Annotated in this window: 17 protein-coding genes; 11 read left to right on the forward strand and 6 right to left on the reverse strand. The window is 44.0% G+C overall.

Annotation, left to right across the window (positions count from 1 at the left end):
- On the forward strand, positions 1 to 1,563 hold a 1,563-nt coding region (gene pheT / locus QUA38_RS12105; RefSeq protein ID WP_333162047.1), incomplete at its 5' end, for a phenylalanine--tRNA ligase subunit beta.
- Positions 1,564 to 1,633: 70 nt separating this feature from the next.
- Here pheT and QUA38_RS12110 read toward each other — a convergent pair.
- Complete coding sequence (locus QUA38_RS12110) at positions 1,634 to 2,206, reverse strand: Uma2 family endonuclease (RefSeq protein WP_333162049.1); 573 nt, start codon at positions 2,204 to 2,206, stop codon at positions 1,634 to 1,636.
- Positions 2,207 to 2,365: 159 nt separating this feature from the next.
- Between QUA38_RS12110 and QUA38_RS12115 the strand changes: the two genes are divergently transcribed.
- Genes QUA38_RS12115 through QUA38_RS12125 form a run of 3 tightly spaced genes read left to right on the forward strand, consistent with a single transcriptional unit; the run spans position 2,366 to position 9,331 of the window.
- The gene (locus QUA38_RS12115; protein WP_190741349.1) at positions 2,366 to 2,635 is read left to right on the forward strand and encodes a YciI family protein; all 270 of its coding nucleotides are present in this window, start codon (positions 2,366 to 2,368) and stop codon (positions 2,633 to 2,635) included.
- Positions 2,636 to 2,648: 13 nt separating this feature from the next.
- Positions 2,649 to 5,672: a hypothetical protein gene (locus tag QUA38_RS12120; RefSeq protein ID WP_333162051.1), complete on the forward strand. Its 3,024-nt coding sequence runs from the start codon at positions 2,649 to 2,651 to the stop codon at positions 5,670 to 5,672.
- The gene (locus QUA38_RS12125; RefSeq protein WP_333162053.1) at positions 5,672 to 9,331 is read left to right on the forward strand and encodes a helicase-related protein; all 3,660 of its coding nucleotides are present in this window, start codon (positions 5,672 to 5,674) and stop codon (positions 9,329 to 9,331) included. Before QUA38_RS12120 ends, QUA38_RS12125 begins: the two co-directional genes overlap by 1 nt.
- A 164-nt stretch (positions 9,332 to 9,495) precedes the next feature.
- Here QUA38_RS12125 and QUA38_RS12130 read toward each other — a convergent pair whose 3' ends face one another.
- The gene (locus tag QUA38_RS12130; RefSeq protein WP_333162055.1) at positions 9,496 to 10,602 is read right to left on the reverse strand and encodes a metal ABC transporter substrate-binding protein; all 1,107 of its coding nucleotides are present in this window, start codon (positions 10,600 to 10,602) and stop codon (positions 9,496 to 9,498) included.
- 102 nt (positions 10,603 to 10,704) lie between these two features.
- Here QUA38_RS12130 and QUA38_RS12135 point away from each other — a divergent pair, with 102 nt between their 5' ends.
- The 3 genes from QUA38_RS12135 to QUA38_RS12145 all read left to right on the forward strand — a co-directional run bounded on the left by QUA38_RS12135 (position 10,705) and on the right by QUA38_RS12145 (position 13,299).
- Positions 10,705 to 11,514 carry a metal ABC transporter ATP-binding protein gene (locus tag QUA38_RS12135; protein ID WP_333162057.1) on the forward strand — a complete coding sequence of 270 codons (810 nt, stop codon included), beginning with the start codon at positions 10,705 to 10,707 and terminating at the stop codon, positions 11,512 to 11,514.
- 140 nt (positions 11,515 to 11,654) lie between these two features.
- A complete protein-coding gene (locus QUA38_RS12140) occupies positions 11,655 to 12,551 on the forward strand; it encodes a metal ABC transporter permease (RefSeq protein WP_333162059.1) in 897 nt (298 codons plus the stop codon).
- A gap of 289 nt (positions 12,552 to 12,840) precedes the next feature.
- Positions 12,841 to 13,299, forward strand: a complete 459-nt coding sequence (locus QUA38_RS12145) for a peroxiredoxin (RefSeq protein WP_333162061.1) — start codon at positions 12,841 to 12,843, stop codon at positions 13,297 to 13,299.
- Positions 13,300 to 13,429: 130 nt separating this feature from the next.
- Here the strand turns inward: QUA38_RS12145 and QUA38_RS12150 are convergent, their stop codons facing one another.
- Positions 13,430 to 14,068 (reverse strand): Uma2 family endonuclease, encoded by a 639-nt coding sequence (locus tag QUA38_RS12150; protein ID WP_333162063.1) that lies wholly within the window; start codon positions 14,066 to 14,068, stop codon positions 13,430 to 13,432.
- 174 nt (positions 14,069 to 14,242) lie between these two features.
- Positions 14,243 to 14,896 carry a ribosome hibernation-promoting factor, HPF/YfiA family gene (gene hpf / locus QUA38_RS12155; protein WP_333069701.1) on the reverse strand — a complete coding sequence of 218 codons (654 nt, stop codon included), beginning with the start codon at positions 14,894 to 14,896 and terminating at the stop codon, positions 14,243 to 14,245.
- A gap of 151 nt (positions 14,897 to 15,047) precedes the next feature.
- Between hpf and lipB the strand changes: the two genes are divergently transcribed.
- Complete coding sequence (gene lipB / locus QUA38_RS12160) at positions 15,048 to 15,728, forward strand: lipoyl(octanoyl) transferase LipB (RefSeq protein WP_333162065.1); 681 nt, start codon at positions 15,048 to 15,050, stop codon at positions 15,726 to 15,728.
- A gap of 364 nt (positions 15,729 to 16,092) precedes the next feature.
- Entirely contained in the window at positions 16,093 to 16,437 is a 345-nt protein-coding gene (locus QUA38_RS12165; protein ID WP_333162067.1) for a hypothetical protein, read from the forward strand.
- Between the two features lie 162 nt (positions 16,438 to 16,599).
- Here the strand turns inward: QUA38_RS12165 and QUA38_RS12170 are convergent, their stop codons facing one another.
- Both QUA38_RS12170 and QUA38_RS12175 read right to left on the reverse strand, forming a co-directional pair.
- Positions 16,600 to 17,157, reverse strand: a complete 558-nt coding sequence (locus QUA38_RS12170; RefSeq protein ID WP_333162068.1) for a single-stranded DNA-binding protein — start codon at positions 17,155 to 17,157, stop codon at positions 16,600 to 16,602.
- Positions 17,158 to 17,346: 189 nt separating this feature from the next.
- Positions 17,347 to 19,890, reverse strand: coding sequence for a mannose-1-phosphate guanyltransferase (locus QUA38_RS12175; protein ID WP_333162070.1), 2,544 nt, complete (start codon positions 19,888 to 19,890; stop codon positions 17,347 to 17,349).
- A gap of 577 nt (positions 19,891 to 20,467) precedes the next feature.
- On the opposite strand from QUA38_RS12175, the gene QUA38_RS12180 reads away from it, so the two are divergent.
- Positions 20,468 to 20,665, forward strand: coding sequence for a hypothetical protein (locus QUA38_RS12180; protein WP_333030091.1), 198 nt, complete (start codon positions 20,468 to 20,470; stop codon positions 20,663 to 20,665).
- A 7-nt stretch (positions 20,666 to 20,672) separates the two neighbouring features.
- The gene (locus QUA38_RS12185) at positions 20,673 to 21,410 is read left to right on the forward strand and encodes a class I SAM-dependent methyltransferase (RefSeq protein WP_333162071.1); all 738 of its coding nucleotides are present in this window, start codon (positions 20,673 to 20,675) and stop codon (positions 21,408 to 21,410) included.
- Positions 21,411 to 21,466 lie beyond the last annotated feature (56 nt).

A 21,466-nucleotide genomic window follows, 5' to 3' on the forward strand; every position in this document is an offset into this window, starting at 1 on the left:
GAATCCTTCAAAACTTTGGACGGACAAAACCGCAATTTGCAAGCTCAAAATCTGTTAATTACTGCTAGCGACAAACCCGTTGCCTTAGCTGGGATAATGGGCGGCGAAGATACGGAAGTTCACGAAGGAACGCAAAATTTAGTTTTGGAAGCCGCGATTTTTGACCAGGCAACGATTCGCCGTTCTGCGCGCGCTCAAGGCCTGCGGAGCGAGGCTTCGATCCGCTACGAGCGGGGGGTGAATCAGGCGGCTTTGACGACGGCCTGCAACCGCGCTGTAGCCCTCATTTTGGAGTTGGCTGGAGGCGCTGCGACGGTGCAGAAAACGGCGAGTTCGGGCGATGATTTGAGTTTTTCGCGATCGCTCGAATTGCGTTTAGACCGAGTAAATCTGGTTTTGGGGCAGTTGAAAAGAGGACAAACTGGCGGTTCTAAATATCTGGAACCGGAAGAGGTAAAAAATATTCTCATAGCCTTGGGCTGCGAAGTTGTGCCGACGGAAAAAGAACGGGTGTTTGCGATAACTGTTCCTCCTTACCGCTACCGCGATTTAGAAAGGGAAATCGATTTAATTGAAGAAGTTGCCAGACTCCACGGTTATGACAATTTCTGCGATACTTTGCCCAGCAAAACGGAACCCGGTTATCTGTCACCAGAATATGCGGCAATTCGGAATGTGCGATCGGCTTTTCGGGCGGCAGGGTTGACGGAGTTGATGCACTATTCTTTGGTGAAAACTGAGGGAGACAATCAGGTGGTGCTGGCGAATCCGCTATTTGTAGAGTATTCGGCTTTGCGGACAGAAATGCTGTCGGGTTTGATTGATGCTTTCCAGTACAATTTGGAACAGGGAAATGGCGCACTAAACGGTTTTGAAGTCGGCCGCATTTTCTGGAAAGATGGGGATGCAATGAAGGAAGCCGATGCAGTTGCGGGGATTATCGGCGGCGATCCGACTGTGTGGAAATGGCAGCAGGGAGGGCGCGATCGACCTTTGACTTGGTTTGAAGCCAAGGGGGTTTTGGAAAGCGTGTTTCAGGGGCTGGGTTTGGCGGTGGAATATCAAAGCGACTCCTCTAATACACGCTTGCATCCTGGCCGCACCGCTGCGTTATCGTTAAACGGGAAACATTTAGGGGTTTTCGGACAGTTGCACCCGCAATTGCAGCAACAAAAGGATTTGCCTGAGCAGGTTTACGTGTTTCAATTAGATTTAGCGGTGCTGTTGGGTGAATTAGGGCGATCGAGCAACTTAACTCGCAAGTTCGCGGGTTATTCGAGTTTCCCCGCTTCTGACAGAGACATTGCTTTCTTCGCACCGGTTGAAGTTGCGGTTACTGAGATGCAGAGTGCGATGAAAAAGGCGGCGGGTAGTTTGCTGGATTCCGTGGAACTGTTCGACGAATATCGGGGCGACAACGTACCGGCGGGACAGCGGAGTTTGGCTTTTCGGTTAATTTACCGCGCGGGCGATCGAACTTTGAGCGAAACCGATGTCGAACCGGCACAACAAAAAGTTCGCGATGTTTTAGTTGAGAAATTCGGCGTTAGTTTGAGAAGCTAAAGAGGCCGCTACTCACCAATGGAAACCGCCAGGGAATGGATTCCCTGGCGGACTCAGTTTTTAAAGTTAATTAAATTGTCACCAACGGCCGCAACATCTCCCCAACCATAAAATAAAAATCAGGAAATTGCAAAGGAGAAATACTCGCATCATCTCCAAGAACTACTATACTCTCATAGCCATCCTGAGTCGGCTCTCGAAATACGTGAAGTTGCCGATTATTAACATCCAAAACCCAATAATCAGCAATTCCTGACTGAGCATAAATAGTCGCTTTTATCCCGCAATCTGTTCTCAGCTTAGTATCAGCAACCTCAATAATTAGATAAATTTCTGATGGAGTTGGATGATGGTCTTCATAGTAAAGTGGATCGGGTACGACTACAGCAATATCGGGTTCAGGTTCCGAGTAATCATTGAGCCGAACTGGATCTTGCAGCCGCACCAATATCCGTTGTCCCAAACGGTTATTCAGTAACTTATCTGTCCGTGTCACTGCTGCACTGTGTGCTGTTCCTTTTGCTGCCATCTTTACTATCTGTCCTGCCAATAATTCTACTCGTTCGTCTTCCTCAAAAATACCAATTTCTGCCATGCGGTGATACTCTTGAACCGTCAACAAACGAATGTCTAATAAAGTCATAGCAATCTTCTCCTATCTAACAAACCTCTCTCTTTTCCCTCTTCCTCTGCGCCCTCTGCGCCCTCTGCTGTTCATTAATCTTATCGTTAAAATTTTCGTTAAATCCTGTTACTCTTATTGTACAATAACTTTTAAACAAATTTATCTAAGGCTCAAACCGTGACCAAATATGTGATGTGGGGAAGTTACTGCGAAGACGTTCTCGAAAAACGCGCTCCGTTTCGAGACGCTCATTTAGCCGGATTGGCTAAGCAGAAGGAATCGGGTGTGTTAAGTACGATCGGGCCAACCAAAGATTTAACAAAAGTTTTTGCAATTTACGAAGCCGAAGATGAGGCGGCCGTGCGACAATTGGTGGAAGCCGATCCTTATTGGGTAAATGGGGTTTGGACTGAGTACGATGTGAAAGAGTGGATTCAAGCTTTTTGAAGGGGTTAACAGGGTGAACATCTTAAGATTGGATGACAGCGATTTAGTTCCAGTGGACTATGGCGATTTGCTGGACAAAATTTTAGAAGTTTTGCAGGCAAAGAATCCGTTTAGCGTTTCGGACGATAAGCATCGTTTACTAATAGATATTGACGCGGTAGCAGCTCAAATAGCCACTTCGCAAGTGTTATCGCCTTTGGGTTCTTTTGAACGCCTCGCACGTTCTGCTACTGTTAATTTTCCGGCGGAAGTTGAAACTAAATTTGGCAATCAAATTAGACAAATTAGAGAGTGTTTGCGTCAAGATTTAGCATCTGCTGTGGGAGGGAATGATGCTATTGAAAAGTTTGTCTCTAACTTAATTGAGCCTTTAGAATCACCAGTTTTTCAGGGAAGCGGTCAAGAATTAGGCTTCAAATATGATTTTGCCAAATCCTCTCCTACCTTAGCGAAAAAGAAGCTAACTTTGCAGCGCCCAAATACTGTTGGGACAACGGCAATTTTGAAGCTGCATAAATTGACTATCGCCGTGCGAGATTCAGACATCTTTGGGCAACAACTCAAGGAGGGTTTACAAAATTACATTGATGAAAATGCTGAGAGTGAAAGCGATAAGCAAGAACTGCGTTATCGGCTTGATGAGCTGGTTAAAGATGGAAATTCTGATTTCCACAAGTTGCTCAAAATTGTAGACAAAGAAACTCTAGGCAAGCTAAAAAAAGAAGCTCAAATTACCTACTTGGAGTATCTGCTAGAACACATCCGCACTAGCAACACAGATAGTGTTGGTATCATCTATTTAGAAGACTTGATCCAGAGGATTAGGTGGATCGAAGCATACATTAGCGATCGCACAAAAGATGACGGCTATTATAATGTCAATTATGCTGGTGTCACAGTTAACTACAGAGATATGTTTTCCAGAGCGGAAGTCTTAGAAGCACTTCCCATAATTCCGATTGTAGCAGGTTATTTAGGAGAAACCACAGACAGTCCTTTGAATGAACGTAAATATATTTTTGGTTTAAAACTGAAATTTGGCAACGAAGTTCAAGCCCGCGGCGGTGAACCTGTATTTGATTATAACCTGAATTTGCTAAATCCTGAAAGTGATGAACACAAAGCAGAATTAGCCGATAGCTACACTAGCGAAACATTTATCCGCAAGGTATTAAAAATAGCATTGTTGTACTATTTTGTGTTTGCTTCTCGCAGCAATCCTTTAGCAGCAGATTACAATTCTGAATCCGAACTAACTTACGATCCGAGACAAAGCTTTGAATCCGCCGTAATGCCGGTGTTGCAGGGTTCTGATGAACAGGCGAAACTGCGGATATTTAAAGGTATCATTAGAGGGTTAAATGAATATCATATTGAAGTTAAAATCGACCGTCTCAAGCAACTTTTGAAAAATTTTATAGACAGGCAAACAATTTTGCCAACTCGCACAGAGCCGCGACATATCAGCGTCAAAAGAGGCATCCTAGAAGACATCGATAATGCTTTAGGTCGATTTTTTAATGATGTTGTGCAACGAAATCCCAAACAAGCACTTCAGTATATCACCGTCGAACAATCGAGTATCAACGAAACAGCTATCTGTCAGCTACCAGTCAATATCATAATCGAAGATGTCCGCTATTTTTCTACTGATGAATTCCAAAATTTCAGCATGGAATACAACATTAAGGACATCGATACTTTGCCTATACTTTGGGTTCCTGAAAGTCAGATGAATGTATATAACAGCAGTTTTTCCAAGAAGTATAAATTGCTGTTGTTTCGTTATAATAATAAACGTTTAGATAGCAAAGACGGTTTGAAATCGGATGCAGCATTCGTTTACAAATTTTCTGTTTCACTGCTGTCTTATATTTGCCTGCAAATCTTGTTACACAATCAGAAAAAGAATTTGTTTATTCCGATGGTGAGACTTCACGAAGGCGACCACAATAACCCTTCGCCGTCGGAAAACTTTATGGCTAACGTTTCCAAAACATTGTCTCATCTGTTTAGTGAAAAATACCGATCGACTTCTCAAGGATTTCGCGTCAAGAAAAAACCGAATGGTTTCAGTATCCGCAACGGTTTAAGTTCCCTCTATTCAATCCTTCCTAAAAAGTTTAAATTTAGAAATGTTCCACTATCTCCAGAGTTGGACAATTTAGCAATTATTGTCGTATCAAGTTGCGAAAGCGATGCAAGAAAAGGTAATAGCGATCGCTTTCAGAGAAAAACTTGTTTGTTAGGCGAAGTGGCGGGAATTAAACGCCTATCAGAGGATACAATTCAAGTCGGAATGCTGAAAACTTTGTCAGAAAACTACAGCGTTCAACACCTTTACAGTCAGCCGTCAATCCTCGAAGATACTGTCAGCCAGCTATATAAATATGGATATCGCAATTTCCTATATATTGCACAAGCACCTTATACGAGCACGCTGCACATTACCCAGACGGATGAAGATGAGGAATTGTTTTTTATGTCTAAAAGCTTAATCAAAACCTTGAAAGGAGAGCGGCAAGATATCAGGATTTATCCGGTATTTTTTGATAAATATTACGTCCGAAGTCCTAAAGAACACAAGGGAGAATCTTTCTACATTCAGGATACAACGGAACTGGAAAGTTTATCAAAAGATCCCAGTCACCAAGCTGTGATGTTTTTTAATCTGTTTAATGGTATCAAAGTAGAGCAAGGGGAAAAGAACTTTTACAACGGTGTGATTTCTTACTCGACACTGTTGAAGATATATGAAGGCATTCTGGATGACCAAGATATTCGCCAAGGTTTGATGTACGATGGTGAAATTAAAGATACTTTACTGCACTATTTAAGCATCTTCCACTTTTCTAGGTATGAAGCCCGTCAACACATTAGTTTGAAACTCGATCCCTACGCTCATATTATCGGCGATGATTCAGTTGGTACTTTATCTGTATTTAGTCATGGAGGCGAGAGTGCAGATTTTAACTCGCTGGCTTTTTTGAATAAAGTAAGAGAAGTATTAAATGTCGGTGATAGAGGTACAAAATAATGATCGGTGAAGATTTTGGACGGCTGTTTGAAGTAGGATTCAATATCGGGATTCTGGCATATATTCAGCGGGAAAATTTAAGTCACAATTTTGGTGATTCATACCGTCTCGATTTGCAAAGGCTCAAATTGCCAAAGATGACGGCGGAAATGGTCAGGGAAGCCAATCTGCTGGCTAGTTTAGATGCTGAAATCGTTGATAAATGGAGTTTGTTCTTTGTTCAAAAAGGCTTTTTGGGCGGGTTGAATTTTTTCCGGGAGTACGTCAACTCTACTGGCTGGAATTTGCAGCGGTTGAAAATTGTGTATTGTCAGTGCAGTTTTAGTGATGCTAACAGTATCAGAACCTATAACAAGGGTGAGAAAGAAGGGTTTAAAGAGTTATTGTCTCAGTTGACACCTGCCAAACTTAGTTTATCAGATGATGAGATTAACTCGTACATCCGCCGCTACTCGCAAAAGGGTGAGTTTTTGCAGGCTGATACGCTGATGCTGTTACAGCAGGGGAATGATTTTAGAATTCTCTGCGTTGATTTGTCTGTGTTTTCTCCGACGCTAGCTCCCAAACCGGAGGATATCTATGAAATAGAAGTGATCCGAAAATATTTGATGAGAGAAATTAGCTATTTGCGATCGAAAAGTGTTTTTTCTAATCTGCGAATCGATACTAGCACTTTAGGTGTTGATTTCTCGGAGGATTTAAAACGCTATTTTACGGCTTTTAAGTATAAGGATAAGGAAAGCGCTAAGTTGATTCAGGCGGGTAGCTACGCTCACAGCTTCTACGGTTTTTTGCAAACAACTGGTATTATTCCTCATGATGCTGAGGTTTTGTTGAATGTTGTCGGTTATAGCGATCGCAATATTAGCACTATTTCCCTACGCCAGGACAAAATTCACCTGTTGGCAACTTGTGCCAAAATTTACCAGAATGAACCGAAAGGTAAAGAGATTAGCGATGCTCGCACCGAAGTTTTGGATGTTATTCAACTCAACGCGGCTCGCAGTTTTAAAGAAGGCAGAAAGTTTGTTGATTCTCTGTTAGGAATTGGTAAAAATGTCACTGAACCTGTACCTCATACAGAGCGGATTGATAATTTTGCTAATTCCATAGATATTATATCAGATAAACTGGCAGATGATTTGCAAATCGATCGCGGATTACATCTGAGAAATGCTCACGCTCAATTGATTGTGAAAGCGCTTCAGTCTGATGAAACTTATATCTTTTTGACTGGGAATCCGGGAATAGGTAAAACAACTGCGATCGCCAATTTCCTCAAAACCCATATCGACGAAGGTTTCTTATTCCTGTACGTCAGTCCCCGCAAGCAAGTAAACTTGGATATTATCGAAAAATTCAAAGATAAAAATACTGGTTTGCTGTGCGACGATCGATTATTTTGTATCAACACTAACGCCGATATCATCAAAAGCAATTCAGGACACTGTACCGTCAAGTACGCATCGAATAGCGATCGCGAAGATTTCACAAAAAAAACTGTTAGCTTCCTCAAGGATGATTCAGAAATTCATAGGACGGAATATCATCAATCAGAACTTGAAAAAAAGGGAGAAACAGTAATTAAACCCGTTAATTCCAAAGGAAATGGAGTGCTTAAGAGCATTTGCGAGGGTATATACGCGCTGATAAATTGTCAGGTATGTAATAATATCGTAGCTACCGTTTCTATTCAATCGGTGAAGATGAAAGAAAACCGACAAAATACCCTAGAGCATTTAGATAAAATTTTTCAAGATACTTACAATAAACGGGACAAACGGGCCATTCCCGCTAAGATGCAAGAAATATCCACTCGCATCAAACATATTTTCATTATGATCGATGAAATTACTGGAGATGATGGTGGCGTTGAGTTTTTAGCCGGAATTGCCAAGATTGTCAAAAAACATGAGTTGCACAAGCTGGAACACGGCTTTAATAATAAAATTATTGTCGCAGATGCTTCGATTGTTGACTGCGATGTGATTAAACAGCACCTTGATAACACGTCACCGGAACCGGACAAAATCTATTTTAAAAAGTTAGCGAAAGATTCGGAAGAAATTCAACCTTTACAAGTTATTCCTTTTAAATTCAACAATCTAGCTGCAAAGGTAATTAATGCGAATTCCTACCCGGCGCGCAGTTTAGAGATAAGTTACAAGGTATTTTTAGAAAGTGTTAAATATCAGGAATATGCGCCTTTAAAACAGAATAGTAATTTAGTCAAGCGGGTACAATCTGAAATAATTGAGGATATCAATCAGCGATTAGCAATCCCCGGTGTGGAACAAATTATAGTATATATTCAAAACAAGCAAAGATTGGCAGAATTAATTGAAAAAATCAAAAATAGTCGCGAAAAGTTTGAGCAGTTTACCGCTTATCTGGAAATTCACGCTAATATCTCGGAAGAGGAGAAAGAAAAAATACAGGAATACAAAAATACAGCTAAAGTAATCTTTATGACTGCATCGGGAAGTCGCGGACTTTCTTTCCCGAAAACTAAACACATTTTAGTAGATATTCCCCGCTTTCAGATTGAGAAAAATCTAATGGAAGTTATACAGGTGATTTATCGGGGACGCGGAGAAGATGAGAACGGTAAAACCCTTGATGGTGAAGACAAAGAATTGGTTTTTTACCTATCTGATACGGCAGTTTATTACGCTGATGATGCGGAACTTTCCCTACAAGAAAGCAAGTTGAGTTTGTTGAATTTACTGCTAATTCTCAAGACGGCGGTGATGACGCGAATTTCGGGATACGGTTATTTAGGTAGGGAAAAGTTTTTGATCATTCCCATCGGTGGTAAGTCGGTTTCCGCAGTCGGGGATACTTTTAGCAGCAAAATGGCGGCTCTAATTAAGACATTAAAGAGCGAGAGCCAGCGAGGAAATATGTTGTTTAAGGAGGTTTATACGAGTCTGGAACAGCTTTTGGGTCGCGGGGAGTTTGTTTTGACAAATTCTAATAAGTCTCGTCAAAAGGGCGATTCTTATCTGGAAATGCGGGATAATTTTAATCGTAAGTTTTTGGAGAAGTGCAATCCTCTTGATGGTTTGTTGAGCTATGATAATTTAGAACTCGGTCATGTTTGCGGTAGTTTGTTGCTCGTACCTCTAGCTAAGCAAAATTTGGTAGAAACATACCAGATGTCGCTGCATCGAGAAATTAAGGAATGTCTAGAGAAGAAGTTGCTGCACAAAATGCGTCTAATTAGGGATAGCGATTCGTCCCCGGAGAATGTAATATCGGCTATAAGAGGAGGTGCGATCGAGTTATTGCAATTTCTCAACAGCGAAGTCGAGAAAACTCAGTATCTCGAAGAGCAGAGTCAGCAGTTCGATCGCTATTATGCCATACCACTGTTTGCTTTCGTTAGCGGGGAAGAAATGCAGGAGTATTTTGCTAACAGTAAGCTGGAAGAACCGGAAGACAGGCGGTTTCGGGATATTTTGTCGGCTTATGTGCGATCGATCTACCCTGTAGATAGTGTAATGCCGATCGGTCACAAGTATCAAGATTTCCCATTTATCGTGTTTAGAAGCTACAGTTTAGAGCAAAGTCGAGAAAAGATTTTTACAGATAAATATCTTTTAAGTTCCAACGAGTTGAACGTGCTTAATTTAATTTTGTCGAAGCAGGTAAACTGAAACTTGTAGGGTGCGTCATACAATTTTAGATTTTAGATGGGGAATCAAGGATGACTATGGGGGTTTGGAGTTTACCTACAGTTGCATTCTTGTTTGAAACGGCTATCAGTTAGCTGTCACCCTATCCGCACCGAAAATAAAACTATTCTGACGCACCCTACTTGCTACTTGCTAACTTCAAACGGAGTGGATTTTCCCCCCAAAGCTTCGACGATAGTGCGAGTATTAGCCGACATCATTTTCACATAAGAATCGCCCTCGCTTCCTGCCGCCCCAATCGAATCAGAATAAAGTTGCTGCGCTGCCAATTTCACCCCCGCTTCCTCCGCCACAGTTTTAATCAGTTGCGGGTTAATTGTAGTCTCCGCAAAAATAGCAGGCACTCCCGCAGCTTTCACAGATTCTACTAACTTTTGCACCGTTTGAGCGCTCGGCTGTTCCTCCGTACTAATCCCGATCAAACTGCCAGCAATTCCCAATCCGTAAATGCGACTGTAATATTGAAAAGCATCGTGAGTTGTTACTAATTTGCGCTTATTTTCGGGGATAGTTTTAATCTCTTGTTCGATCCAACTATCCAAACGTTTTAACTCTGCAGTAAGTTTCACAGCATTCTGCGTAAACTTCTGCTTATCTTCCGGCGATAGCTCGATCAGTGCATCCCGAATTGCTTCTACCATTTGAACTACATTTTCCACATTTCCCCAAACGTGCGGATCGGGTACGGTATTGCCTTCTTTATTCATTAGCAAAGGCTTGACAACTTCGCCCACTGCTAATTTCCGTGCCTTAATTCCGGCGGCATTCATCATCCTAATTAATCCCGGTTCCAAATTGTAACCGTTATACAAAATTAAGTTAGCTTTTTCTAAAGCTTGAGAATCTTTGGGCACCGGTTCGTAAACGTGAGGATCGGTTCCCGGCTGCAAAATTCCTGTTAGCTGAACTTCGCCTCCCGCTACTCGATCGGTCAAATCCTCAATAATTGTACTCGTAGCAACTACCTTGGGTTTAGCATCTGCCTCTGGAGAGAGGCGCTCGCCCTGAGTTGAAGCACAACTAAATAAACCCACAGTCAAAATGCCACAGGCAATAGTTCTAATCCAAAATACCTTGGACTTGTCCAATCCAGGGCGGGCGGTTTCAATCCCCGACTCACCGCTAAACTCCCCTTTATCGGATTGCTTCACAATTGCCGTCGGTTTTAACCGACTTGAGATTTTCGCCACAAAACCTATGGTTTGAGGGGTTTCCAGCTTGGACTGTCGCATTATCTACCTCTGGTGCGTTCCCGATTATTCCTATTTACCGATGATTTCATATTCTTTTCATTTTTACAGTAAACTTAATAAAAAGGAGATAGAGTCACCGCAATGAATACCGCCGCCTTCCCCAACGAGAATCCTTGGTCTAAAATGGTTTGCCACCTCAAAGACAGCGCTACCGACACTGAAATTATCAATGTTAAGCACTTAGCAGTAAACTACCGCACGGTAGAGGCACTCAAAGATATCAGTCTTTCCGTCAAACCGGGAAGGCTGACAGGTATTATTGGGCCCAACGGTGCCGGCAAAAGTACGCTGATCAAAGCAATGTTGGGCTTAATTCCGGCAGCTCGCGGCACTGTTACCTGGGGCGAAGAAGCGATCGCCGATCGACTCGAAACAGTAGCCTACGTGCCGCAGCGATCGCAAATTGACTGGAACTATCCCGCCACCGTTTGGGATGTCGTGATGATGGGAAGAGTCAGAAAAGCCGGATGGTTTCGCCGCTTTTCGGCAGCTAGCCGCCGCACCGCTGCCGATGCCTTAGAAAGAGTAGGCATGAGTGCTTACAAAGACAGACCGATCGGACAACTTTCCGGCGGACAGCAACAGCGAGTATTTCTAGCGAGAGCATTAGCCCAAGAAGCCGCTATTTTCTGCTTTGACGAGCCGTTTGTCGGCGTTGACCAAAAAACTCAAAATATCATTTTTGACATTTTCCACCAACTAGCAAATGCGGGAAAAATCGTCTTAGTAGTCAACCACGACTTAGGCGAATCAATTACCAATTTTGACGATTTAATTTTGCTAAATACAGAATTGATTGCCGCTGGTTCCCGCCAAGAAGTGCTAACCCAAGAAAACCTTTACCGCGCCTACGGCGGACAAGTAATGTTTTTTGCCGGACAAGCCGCTTAATTAGCTAGCAGTAATTAATCTACGAGTTACGCTTGTGAACCCAGTTTCTTGGATAATATTGGGTTTGGCAACGATAAATCTCCGATTAAACCCGGTTGCTTTGGTTGTTAGTCATTAGTTAACTGTGATGTTATAATTTTATGCTACAAACCTTAATTGAGCCGTTGCAGTACGGATTCATGCAGCGATCGCTCATAATTGCCATTCTCGTCGGCATCGTCTGCGCGATCGTCGGCAGCTACCTAATGGTACAGCGGCTGGCCTTGCTCGGAGACGCAATCAGCCACTCGGTTTTGCCCGGATTGGCGATCGCATTTATCCTCGGAGCAAACATATTTATCGGCGCGTTCATTGCCGGAGTTTTGAGTACAGTAATCATAGCTTGGATCAAAGCTCGATCGACAATCAAAGAAGACGCCGCAATGGGCATCGTATTTTCGGCATTCTTCGCCCTCGGCATCACCCTAATTACGATCGTCCAAAAAGACAACAAAATCGACCTCAACCACTTTCTTTTCGGCAACATCCTGGGCGTTACTGCCGAAGATGCGATCGACACAGCCGTCATAGTCGCCGTAGTCTTATTAGTTGTAGTTTTGTTTTACAAAGAGCTGCTATTTTACACATTCGATCCATTAGGAGCGCAAGCAACAGGTTTGCCAGTAAACCTGCTCAACTTCGGACTGATGGTACTCATCGCCCTCACAATAGTTGCCAGCCTCAAAGCCGTTGGCGTAGTGCTTGTTTTGTCCCTATTAATTACACCCGCAAGTACCGCCTATCTCCTAGTCACTCGTCTCCACCAAGTAATGATTTTAGGCGCAATAATCGGAGTTATTTCCAGCATTAGCGGAATGTATCTCAGTTACTTTTATAACTTACCATCCGGCCCCGCAATAGTTTTAGTTGCCTCGGGATTCTTTGTGCTATCATTGCTGTTCAGTCCCACTCAAGGAATCCTCACCCAGCCCCGCACACACTCCGGTCAAATTCCTCCAATATGGCGGGAATTAAAAAATTTAACTAAAGGCCGATAACAATTAACTTTGTGGTAACGCTTCAGCGCCGCCCCTCCCATTGTTAATCTGAATCTTGGTTAATCCCCGTGGATGTGTGGTTCAAAAAAGCCTCTTCAATTAATACCCGTAACTGCGAATCGTCGGCTGCATCGAGATTTGGTAAAAAGTGTTTTTTTGAGGAGCGCGAGAAAGCAAAAATGGGATGATACCGAATCGGGCGATCGCAACTGCCAAATATTCGTCACAAAAGACAGTACAATAACAAAAGTTAAAATTTCACCCAAACAGAGCTACTCAGTTAAAAAACATGACAGTCAAAGTAGGAGACACCGCACCCGATTTTACCTTACCATCTCAAACTGGCACATCAGTCAGCCTCAAAGATTTTAAAGGTAAAAAAAACGTCATAGTCTACTTTTACCCCAAAGATGACACACCCGGATGTACAACGCAAGCTTGCGCTTTTCGAGATAGCTACGAAGTCTTAAAAGACGCGGGTGCAGAAGTCATAGGAATTAGCGAAGATTCGCAGCAGTCTCACCAGAATTTTTCTGCCAAATATCAGTTACCTTTTACTTTGTTGAGTGATACGGGGAATAAAGTTCGGCAATTGTACGGCGTTCCAGCTACCCTGTGGATTATGCCCGGTAGAGTAACTTATGTCATTGACAAAGAAGGCGTTGTCAAGCATATTTTTGACTCGATGTTAGACTTCAAAGCACACGTTGCAGAATCACTCAAAACGTTAGAAACCATCAAAAGTTAGATGGATTTGCTTAAAATATATTGTTGGTAGTGAGGACGAAAGTCCTCATCCATCATTGTCTAAAAAACAAGAAAAAACTAAATTCCTGACTGCGAACTAATGGTTTTTAGTTAGGAAGAAAGTTCTGAGACTAGAGATTTTCCCGTACCCAATTTTTAAAAGCTTGAATAGCGTGGGTTCTACCAGCAACTTGACTCTGCTGAGTGTACTGATTCACCAGTTCGACAATCGGGATATTGGGGAAAGTGGGACTCACATCAGACTCAATATATTGTTCGGCTTGCAAGACGTTGATTTGTAGCCCTCGCCGTGCGTATCGCCAAAGTTCTGGCACTCCTAGAATTTGATAATTATCCAACTGCGTGCGAGAGGTGAGATCAATTTCTATAGCTAAATCTGGGGGCGGATCAACACTCATATCGAGGCGATTTTTACCGATAACGGCTGCTTGATTTTGAATGTAAAAACAGGTATCCGGTTCGACAGCCTGACTCATGCGTTCATTTTTCAATGTTGTCGAACCTAACGACTCAAATGCTATTTGTCGTGTTTCCAACAAAATTTTTACCATGTCGCCAATAATTTCTTTGGCTTTTTCATGTTCGGGCAGAGGAACCATAATTTCTAACCGTCCGTTACTATAGGAAAGGCGGGAAGCGCGACGTTCTCCCAATTCCACCAAAATACTTTCAAATTGTTGCCAGTTAACATCCTCAACCAGTAATTGCTGCCCCGGTTGAATCTTCAATTGTCTTAACTCCAATAGCATAATTGTTCATCCATTTTCTCTAGGAAATATCGCCCAAGTCCTGACTACAAATCATTATATTAAAAAATAAGAAAGGACTAAAGCCCTTACTAAAAACTCGTGGTTCGTAGTAAGGACTTTAGTCCTTTTTTGCTAACGGCTTGCAGCCATTAACAACTAGCACTCAGCAATTATCTAGCTTTTCGCAACACTCGATTTTTCAGATGTAGCGCTTTCGGCATTTTTGCCATTTTTGCTATTACCGTTACCGTTGCTGTGGCGGGGTTGGATAACTCCATAGCCGCTGTGACTCTTGCGTTCGTAGAGCACGTTAATTTCGCCTGTTTCCGCATTACGGAACATATAGAAATCGTGATCGATAATCTGCAATTGTTCCAAAGCTTCTTGCACAGTCATTGGAGGCATGGCAAAATACTTAGTCCGCACCACCTCAGCAGGAAGTTCGGGAGTTCGATCGCCAATCAGATCCGCTACTACAGGATGTTCTTCAACTGCCGTAACCGTTTTAACACTACTGTGGGTCTTGTTGTCGTGGCGTTTTTCCTTAAATTTCCGCAGTTGACGAGCTATCTTGTCGGCAACCAAATCGATGCTGGCATACAGGCTTTCCGTGCTTTCCTCAGCCCGAATAACGCTGCCGTTAGCATAAATTGTCACCTCAGCAGTCTGCTTAGGATTGATCCTGGGGTTACGAGCCACCGATAGATGTATGTCCACTTCAGTAGTCAAAGTTTGAAAATGGCTAACTGCCTTTTCAACCTTTTGATTGACGTACTCGCGAATCGCATCGGTGATTTCTATATTTTTACCCTGGATAACAAGCTTCATAGAGCTCCCTCCCTTCTGTAACTTGGGTATATTTTATACAATAGCACTATGTATTCTGGAAAACACTTATCTTCCAAATCTTTTATTATATGTTGACAATTCTTGATTTAAACTGGGCCAATATTCCGTAAAAATACTATTGATTTTTTGCATGGTTTCTCCTCTAATCCATCAACCGCTAAATACACAAGCCTGCTTGCTCCTCGATTGGGGACAAGTTCCCTACTCCCAAGCTTGGGAAATCCAGCAAAAACTCGTGCAAGAACGCCGCGACCAAGCAGATTTGCCAGATGTCCTGATTTTGCTGGAACATCCGCCGGTTTACACTTTGGGAATGGGAGCAAAGCTGGAATTTCTGAAATTTGACCCGAGGCAAACTCAGCCAGAACTGCACCGAGTTGAGCGGGGTGGCGAGGTGACTTACCACTGTCCTGGCCAATTGGTGGGCTATCCGATTTTAAATTTGCGCCGTCACCAGCAAGATTTGCACTGGTATTTGCGGCAGTTAGAAGAAGTGCTGCTGGGGGTGCTGGAAGTTTTGGGGTTGAAGGGTTCGCGGGTTCCCGGTATGACTGGAGTTTGGGTGGATGGGTGCAAGGTAGGTGCGATCGGCATTAAAGTCAGCCGCTGGATTACGATGCACGGTTTTGCTTTAAATGTTTGTCCGGATCTCGCCGGTTTTGGGCAAATTGTACCTTGCGGGATTCCCGATCGACCTGTTGGGAGTTTAGAGCAGTTTATCCCCGGAATTGAGGTCGATCAAGTGCGATCGATCCTTGTCGCTGAGTTTGCTCGCGTTTTTGCAGTGGAAATTGTGCGATCGAATGTGTAGCGTGCGTCGCTGTCAACCTTACTACTAACGATCGTAGTGCGAGCGCTCTTAAATTATCAAAAACATCAGGCTTAATTCTCCACCCAATCACTTAAAAACTCCAGACTAAGGATGCTAAATATCGAATCGAATTAACGCGGCGGTGTTTGCGAGACTTGAGGGTATTATAGAGAGCATTTTAACGGTCTGTACTTACTGATTCAAGAATTGAGAGAAGTGGTGCTATGATGCGCGATCGCCGGCTTCTATAACCTTAGAGAGAAGTAAGACCGATGCAGAAATACGTCCTAAGAGTTTTGCGATCGCCCCTACCATCAGGTAAGCTTCTTGTTAATTATTGCGCTCCGCTCTGGAGAAAAAAATTATGGCAGATATGTCCGGTCAAGACCCCTCGGAAATTAAAATGGCGACGGTTGATGAAGAACAAAAAGGCGCAACGTTTAGCGGTACGGTCATTCTTGCTATCGATGCCGAGGGTGGGGAAGTCGTTTTTTTTAGAGACTTTTTGATTGAAGATTATAAGGGCGAATTTACCGCTTATCTGGCAACAGATGGCAATATAGCGAAAAGCATTGATTTAGGCGAACTTAAGCATAAGATCGGCAGCTTTAAGCTGCCAATTCCGCTGGGGACGGACACATCACCCTACAATACAGTCGTGCTGCGCGACGAAAAAAGCAAGAAAAAAATTGTGACGATCGAGCTGTAAAATTTGCAATTTAGCTCGTAGTTCAGCCAAATTCGTTAGCGCAGCCCTCTAAGAGGATCGCCCTTTTTTTCCTGAAGTGCGATTGCTCTTAAATTAAGGTGCGTCACTTTTTATCGAACGGCGAAGTTTTGCGATCGCTCGTAAAGTGATGCACCCTAATTTTTAAAATGGAATCGGATCGTAATCGGGATTTTCCGGTTCGTTAGACGAACCCGACGGGCGATCGGACTCAGAATTTGAAGACTGATGCGAGTTCCAATCCGAACTAGACGTGCGATTAGCGCCACTTGGAGCGCTGTTTGAACTGCGGCCGCGCGAACTCATGGGAACCACATTGCTCGGCACATTAGCCGGCGCACTGTCGCGAATTTGAGCCGGTTCCGAGACCGTTCTGGTTGGGGGAGTCGAACTCATGGCATCGGCGCCGACACTGTAAATCCTTTGAGCTGTCAGTTCAGCGCGCTTTTCTTTAATACCATCTCTTTCGATCGTATTCATGCCCAGCCGTCCCTCAATAATCACGCGATCGCCCTCGTGATATTTCTCGTGAATTTCTTGAGCAAAATTTCCCCATCCTATCACTTTCAAATGTTCGGGCGGATCTTCGGGTTTTGGGCCGGGAAACTGCACCAACATCTCAGCGATTTGAAGTTGATTGTCCGGAGTATAACGGAGTTGCGGTTGTTGAATTATTTCCGCCATCAAAATGCAGCTATTCATCTGTTATCTGTGCGTAATTGGGAATTGGATGTTGAAGAAAGAAGGAATAAAGAAGAAGGAAGAAGGAAAAAATAGCTATCCGTGTACCGATGACTTGTGCGTCTTGCTTTTGGGAATTGCCTGCAAATTGGTAATTGGTGATAACTGATTTTTAGGCGCTATTCGCTATTAGTTGTCACCGATTACGGATTACACGTTACCAAATTTATCTTGGAGAACCGCCGCCTCGGCTTGACTGACAAAATCGTGAACGAGGGCGCGGTACTCCTTCAACGTTTCAGATACCCAATCTCGATCCTCACTGTTGGCGAAGATATGAACGGTCGGTTCACTAGCATCGGGTAAAACTAATACCCAATTGTCGTCGCTGTAGTTAAAAATCTTCACTCCATCTAATAATTCTAAACGATCGGGCGAATGAGTTTCTACTAAATGTCGCATCAGCGAACCCTTGATAGTCCAAGGACAGCGGACGCTGTAACTGCGGTGGGTGATGCGGGGAAGTTCCGCCTTGATCTGTCCGAGCGATCGCTCCTGAATCGTCATCATTTCTATCACTTTAGCAATGCAGAACATTCCGTCAAATCCGGGATGCAACTGCGGGAAAATAAAACCCATAAGGCCGCTGCCACCCAAAACCACATTCGGGTTCCTGTTAGCGGCTTCCATCAAAGCAGTTGGGTTCGCCTTCGTGCGGATTACCTTGCTTTGATAGCGTCGGGCGATCGCCTCCACCGCAGAAGACGCGTGCACCGGCACTACTACTGTACCTTTGGGATGAGAAGTCAGCATCAAATTTACCATCAGCGCCGTCAGCATTTCCCCGCGAATCGCTATCCCAGACTCATCTACCAAAATGAGCTGTTCGCCGTTAGCCGATACCTGCACTCCAAAATTAGCGCTGAGTGCTTTCACCACCCGGCCGAGTTGGTCGAGCAAATATTCCCGTTCCCCGTTGCTTAGAGAAGTCTGCTTGAGACTGGCATTGAGTACCACCGCATCGCAGCCGAACTTGGCAAGCATTTGGGGCAAAATTGCTCCAGAAACCGCGTAAACGTAATCGATTACCACCTTAGTATTGCTGTAGCGTATTGCCTCAACATTCATCTGCCGCTCAAAAATGCGGTTGTAAACATCGAGAGCTTGGTTAAAGTACGTCATCTCTCCAATTTCGGGAATTAGAGCTCGCCGCAAATCTTCCTTAAAATAAGCCCCCTCGATTTTTTTCTCCGCTCCTTTAGTAATATTGATGCCTTTGATATCGAAGAATTCAATTAAAATGTGGTCGGAGCGATCGGGTGAAATGCGAACGTGAATGCCGCCGGCAATTGATATCGTAGACGAAACCGTGCGCGCGATCGGAATTGCCGTCGATTCCAAATTGAGCACATTAATTCCCACCGACATCAAACCCGCAATCAAAGACCTCGAAACCATCCGCGAAATGCTCCGCTGGTCGCGAGAAACCGATACCGAAGTCCCAGGTTTCAAAGTCGAGCCATAAGCCGCGCCCAATTTCACTGCAAATTCCGGGGTAATATCCACATTCGCCAGCCCTTGAACCCCACGTTGACCGAACAAATTCCGCTTAGCTTGTTCTCCCCAAATTAAATTTTGATTTAACAGAGCACCGGATTCAATATTTTTGCTCGGCCAGACGCGCACGCTTGGCCCCACTTGTGCTTCTTCTCCCACAATGGACATTGAACCGACGACAGCACCTTCGAGGACGTGAGCGCGCCTGTCTACGCGGGTGCTCCGGCAAATCACGCAGGCCCTAAGATGAGCGTCTTCACCGACAATTGCTCCGTTCCACACGATGGGACGTTTGAGATTGGCGTCCGCCCCGACAGTCACGTTATCTCCGAGCACTGTACCGGCATCGATTTTAACTCGGGCTCCAATTCGGCAATTGTTGCCGATCATCGCCGGTACTTCGATGATCGCGCTATCGTCAATAAAAGTATTCTGACCTACCCAAAGTCCCGATCGAACTTGGTTATAATAGCTCAAATCCAGTTTTACCTTTCCCCGCAGTGCGTCGTACTGAGATTCCCGGTAAACATCTAGCTGGCCGACATCGCACCAGTAACCCTCGGCGATGTAGCCGTACATCGGCTCGTTTTTTTCCAGTAGCAGGGGAAACAAGTCTTTCGAGAAGTCGCACTCCTGATTTACCGGCAGGTAATCCAAGACTTCGGGTTCTAAAATATAAATGCCGGTATTGATAGTATCGGAGAAAATTTCGCTGCTAGAAGGCTTTTCCAGAAAGCGACTGATGCGGTAATTTTCCTCAGTAATCACGACCCCGAATTCCATCGGGTTGGGAACGCGAGTTAAAATTAACGTGGCTTTGGATTGCTGACTGCGGTGAAATTTGATCGCTGCGGTTAAGTCGAAGTCTGTGATGCTGTCGCCGCTGATGACCAGAAAAGTTCGATCGAGCAGTTCAGCAATATTTTTGACGCAACCAGCCGTACCCAGCGGTTGGTCTTCCTCCACAGCGTAAGTCATTTGAACGCCAAACTCTGCCCCGTCAGTAAAATATTCGCGCATGACATCGGGAAGGTAGTGCAGCGTTGCAATAATTTCCGTGATCTGATGTCTTTTTAGCAAATTAATAATGTGTTCTGCGATCGGGCGATTGAGAATCGGCACCATCGGTTTGGGCAAATCGCACGTCAGGGGTCTGAGCCTCGTTCCCGACCCCCCAGCCATCAGCACTGCACGCATAAAATCCTCCTTGCTTAGAAAGCTCTCTACCGCTATTGTCCGCTAGAAAAAGTTTGCCTGCTGTAATTCGTTGGCCACCAGCAATCAGTTCTTAGTAAAATATCTTCGAGTAGTTACACATCAGGGCAATCCCGTTCGGCTACGCTGTCCCCCAGCAGCAACCGATTTCAACCGAATTAGAACTTCCGGCATCACACCAATCCCCCGGTCGAACTCGGATTTGTAGGGGATGTTGGGTGATACCAGTTAAAAAACAGAATGCAACTGTATGCCCGTACTCGAAACCCTTCTGTCATCAGTCATTACCAATGCTTTAATTCTTCAATTCTTGCATCTAAAATGGTATAATTCTTCAGAATCCTCGACTTTTGACAGAAGTCCCTTCTTGCTTACTCGGTGAAAGCTATTTCGGGGGTGTTATTTTTAAGTTTGTGGCCAACGGGGATTTTTAAGTCTCTTTCTGAAGGTGGAATTGCTAGGGCTATCGGGGCGCTTTGGCATCTGATAAATGATAGATTAAGGGTAACGCTTTGACTAGCTGACCCAAAATCCTATCCATTGCTTAGGGGTTTTTTAAATGAGTACATTAATTAGCTTGGCATTGCTGATCGCTTACGGCGGCGGTATTTGGAAATTTTGGAATGGTTTCGATCGCACTAACTTCGACAGAAGTTTTGCAAATCGCCTGAAGCTGTCGCTGCTCTGGCCGGCGTTAATTTTTAATAAGCCTTACCGCCAAAACTTTACAAAAGCTCTCAAAGCTTCTAAAAGGTAATTCAAGAATGTCTAAAAAGTCCGATCGCCCAGTAGCGGGTCAGGAGCAGACTTGGTTTGCTAAAGGAAAATCAGATAGCTGGCAAGTTTTACTGTCGCAAGTCGCTTCTCGATTCGATCGCGAATACCGGGGAGAAGCTTTCGCCTTACCCGAAGAAGTCGAAGCCATGCCGATTTTCCTCGAATCAGTTGCAGGAACTCTCCAAGCAAAAACAGTTTCTCCTTTCTGGAAAATTGCCAAACCTCAAAAAAATCAGCGCTGTTTAGACATTGGCTGCGGAGTCAGCTTTCTCATCTACCCTTGGCGGGATTGGGAAGCATATTTTTACGGTCAAGAAATCAGCAGCGCAGCGCGAGACGCCTTAAACGCTCGTGGCCCTCAGCTCAATTCTAAGCTGTTCAAAGGTGTAGAATGGGCCCCCGCTCACCAGTTAAATTACGAGGAGGCTCAGTTCGATTTATGCCTCGCTACAGGCTTTAGCTGTTACTATCCCATAGACTATTGGAATATTGTCATGGGAGAAGTAAAGCGGGTACTAAAACCGGGCGGTCATTTTGTTTTTGATGTCCTCAACCCCAATGCTCCTTTAGCAGAAGATTGGGCAATTTTGGAAACTTATCGAGCCGGCGAAGTATTTTTAGAGACAATAGAAGATTGGGAAAAAATGATTAAAGCTGCTGGCGCTAAGGTAGTAAAAAAGCAAAGCGGCGACTTATTTCAAATGTATAAAGTTGAATACACTTGAGAGGTTAAGGGAAATAGGTAATTAGTTTTGTAGTCAAAACTTCAATCGCCCACAGC

Source organism: Microcoleus sp. Pol12B4, from assembly GCF_036701385.1.
Classification (GTDB): Bacteria; Cyanobacteriota; Cyanobacteriia; order Cyanobacteriales; family Microcoleaceae; genus Microcoleus.